The 3,639-nt window shown below is 51.1% G+C and carries 2 tRNA genes and 2 rRNA genes; all 4 read right to left on the reverse strand.

The window, feature by feature from the left end:
* Positions 1-48 precede the first annotated feature (48 nt).
* The 4 genes from rrf to KGB18_RS29795 all read right to left on the reverse strand — a co-directional run bounded on the left by rrf (position 49) and on the right by KGB18_RS29795 (position 3,632).
* A 5S ribosomal RNA gene (rrf, locus tag KGB18_RS29780) occupies positions 49-164 on the reverse strand.
* A gap of 158 nt (positions 165-322) precedes the next feature.
* A 23S ribosomal RNA gene (locus KGB18_RS29785) occupies positions 323-3,214 on the reverse strand.
* A gap of 235 nt (positions 3,215-3,449) precedes the next feature.
* Positions 3,450-3,525, reverse strand: a tRNA-Ala gene (locus KGB18_RS29790).
* Positions 3,526-3,555: 30 nt separating this feature from the next.
* Positions 3,556-3,632 (reverse strand) — tRNA-Ile (locus KGB18_RS29795).
* Positions 3,633-3,639 lie beyond the last annotated feature (7 nt).

The following is a 3,639-nucleotide window of genomic DNA, read 5'->3' on the forward strand; positions in this document are numbered from 1 at the left end:
AAAACAAAACCCCTACCTGCATACGCAGATAGGGGTTTCGGAATTTAATCTTGACGATGACCTACTCTCACATGGGGAAACCCCACACTACCATCGGCGATGCATCGTTTCACTGCTGAGTTCGGGATGGGATCAGGTGGTTCCAATGCTCTATGGTCGTCAAGAAATTCGGTAGCCAGCTCGTTTGCCTTGCGGCTCACGCTCCAGCGAATGGGTATGCGATAGTTTGGTGTTTTGTGAGTATCTCGAACTTTCGGTTCGTTTCGTCTTCACACACCGCAATCTGGTGCCTCTTCAGGTCAGCAAATTGCTTGGGTGTTATATGGTCAAGCCTCACGGGCAATTAGTATTGGTTAGCTCAACGCCTCACAGCGCTTACACACCCAACCTATCAACGTCGTAGTCTTCGACGGCCCTTCAGGGGACTCAAGGTCCCAGTGAGATCTCATCTTGAGGCTAGTTTCCCGCTTAGATGCTTTCAGCGGTTATCTATTCCGAACATAGCTACCCGGCAATGCCACTGGCGTGACAACCGGAACACCAGAGGTTCGTCCACTCCGGTCCTCTCGTACTAGGAGCAGCCCCTCTCAAATCTCAAACGTCCACGGCAGATAGGGACCGAACTGTCTCACGACGTTCTAAACCCAGCTCGCGTACCACTTTAAATGGCGAACAGCCATACCCTTGGGACCGGCTTCAGCCCCAGGATGTGATGAGCCGACATCGAGGTGCCAAACACCGCCGTCGATATGAACTCTTGGGCGGTATCAGCCTGTTATCCCCGGAGTACCTTTTATCCGTTGAGCGATGGCCCTTCCATACAGAACCACCGGATCACTAAGACCTACTTTCGTACCTGCTCGACGTGTCTGTCTCGCAGTCAAGCGCGCTTTTGCCTTTATACTCTACGACCGATTTCCGACCGGTCTGAGCGCACCTTCGTACTCCTCCGTTACTCTTTAGGAGGAGACCGCCCCAGTCAAACTACCCACCATACACTGTCCTCGATCCGGATAACGGACCTGAGTTAGAACCTCAAAGTTGCCAGGGTGGTATTTCAAGGTTGGCTCCACGCGAACTGGCGTCCACGCTTCAAAGCCTCCCACCTATCCTACACAAGCAAATTCAAAGTCCAGTGCAAAGCTATAGTAAAGGTTCACGGGGTCTTTCCGTCTAGCCGCGGATACACTGCATCTTCACAGCGATTTCAATTTCACTGAGTCTCGGGTGGAGACAGCGCCGCCATCGTTACGCCATTCGTGCAGGTCGGAACTTACCCGACAAGGAATTTCGCTACCTTAGGACCGTTATAGTTACGGCCGCCGTTTACCGGGGCTTCGATCAAGAGCTTCGCGTTAGCTAACCCCATCAATTAACCTTCCGGCACCGGGCAGGCGTCACACCCTATACGTCCACTTTCGTGTTTGCAGAGTGCTGTGTTTTTAATAAACAGTCGCAGCGGCCTGGTATCTTCGACCGGCGTGGGCTTACGCAGTAAATGCTTCACCCTCACCGGCGCACCTTCTCCCGAAGTTACGGTGCCATTTTGCCTAGTTCCTTCACCCGAGTTCTCTCAAGCGCCTTGGTATTCTCTACCCAACCACCTGTGTCGGTTTGGGGTACGGTTCCTGGTTACCTGAAGCTTAGAAGCTTTTCTTGGAAGCATGGCATCAACCACTTCGTGTTCTAAAAGAACACTCGTCATCAGCTCTCGGCCTTAGAATCCCGGATTTACCTAAGATTCCAGCCTACCACCTTAAACTTGGACAACCAACGCCAAGCTGGCCTAGCCTTCTCCGTCCCTCCATCGCAATAACCAGAAGTACAGGAATATTAACCTGTTTTCCATCGACTACGCTTTTCAGCCTCGCCTTAGGGACCGACTAACCCTGCGTCGATTAACGTTGCGCAGGAAACCTTGGTCTTTCGGCGTGGGTGTTTTTCACACCCATTGTCGTTACTCATGTCAGCATTCGCACTTCTGATACCTCCAGCAAGCTTCTCAACTCACCTTCACAGGCTTACAGAACGCTCCTCTACCGCATCACCTAAGTGATACCCGTAGCTTCGGTGTATGGTTTGAGCCCCGTTACATCTTCCGCGCAGGCCGACTCGACTAGTGAGCTATTACGCTTTCTTTAAAGGGTGGCTGCTTCTAAGCCAACCTCCTAGCTGTCTAAGCCTTCCCACATCGTTTCCCACTTAACCATAACTTTGGGACCTTAGCTGACGGTCTGGGTTGTTTCCCTTTTCACGACGGACGTTAGCACCCGCCGTGTGTCTCCCATGCTCGGCACTTGTAGGTATTCGGAGTTTGCATCGGTTTGGTAAGTCGGGATGACCCCCTAGCCGAAACAGTGCTCTACCCCCTACAGTGATACATGAGGCGCTACCTAAATAGCTTTCGAGGAGAACCAGCTATCTCCGAGCTTGATTAGCCTTTCACTCCGATCCACAGGTCATCCGCTAACTTTTCAACGGTAGTCGGTTCGGTCCTCCAGTTAGTGTTACCCAACCTTCAACCTGCCCATGGATAGATCGCCCGGTTTCGGGTCTATTCCCAGCGACTAGACGCCCTATTAAGACTCGCTTTCGCTACGCCTCCCCTATTCGGTTAAGCTCGCCACTGAAAATAAGTCGCTGACCCATTATACAAAAGGTACGCAGTCACCCAACAAAGTGGGCTCCCACTGCTTGTACGCATACGGTTTCAGGATCTATTTCACTCCCCTCTCCGGGGTTCTTTTCGCCTTTCCCTCACGGTACTAGTTCACTATCGGTCAGTCAGTAGTATTTAGCCTTGGAGGATGGTCCCCCCATATTCAGACAAAGTTTCTCGTGCTCCGTCCTACTCGATTTCATGACCAAGAGATTTTCGCGTACAGGGCTATCACCCACTATGGCCGCACTTTCCAGAGCGTTCCGCTAATCTCAAAGCCACTTAAGGGCTAGTCCCCGTTCGCTCGCCACTACTAAGGGAATCTCGGTTGATTTCTTTTCCTCAGGGTACTTAGATGTTTCAGTTCCCCTGGTTCGCTTCTTAAGCCTATGTATTCAGCTTAAGATACCTAACTTATGTTAGGTGGGTTCCCCCATTCAGACATCTCCGGATCAAAGTCTGTTTGCCGACTCCCCGAAGCTTTTCGCAGGCTACCACGTCTTTCATCGCCTCTGACTGCCAAGGCATCCACCGTATGCGCTTCTTCACTTGACCATATAACCCCAAGCAATCTGGTTATACTGTGAAGACGACATTCGCCGAAAATTCGCGATTAAACTCACAAATTTTACCTTAGCCTGAACAACACCAGTGAAAGTGCTGTCCAGTCTATCTTTCTATCACATACCCAAATTTTTAAAGAACGATCTAATCAAAGACTAGAAATCAACATTCATCACCGTCTTGGTGGAATGCTCATTTCTAAGCTTTCAACAAACAGAAGCAGTAGTGGTGGAGCCAAACGGGATCGAACCGTTGACCTCCTGCGTGCAAGGCAGGCGCTCTCCCAGCTGAGCTATGGCCCCGTATTTCTACAGGCGTTTCCCACACAAAATTGGTGGGTCTGGGCAGATTCGAACTGCCGACCTCACCCTTATCAGGGGTGCGCTCTAACCAACTGAGCTACAGACCCAATTTCG

It is taken from the genome of Pseudomonas sp. BF-R-26 (genome assembly GCF_019947395.1).
GTDB classification, from domain to species: domain Bacteria; phylum Pseudomonadota; class Gammaproteobacteria; order Pseudomonadales; family Pseudomonadaceae; genus Aquipseudomonas; species Aquipseudomonas farris.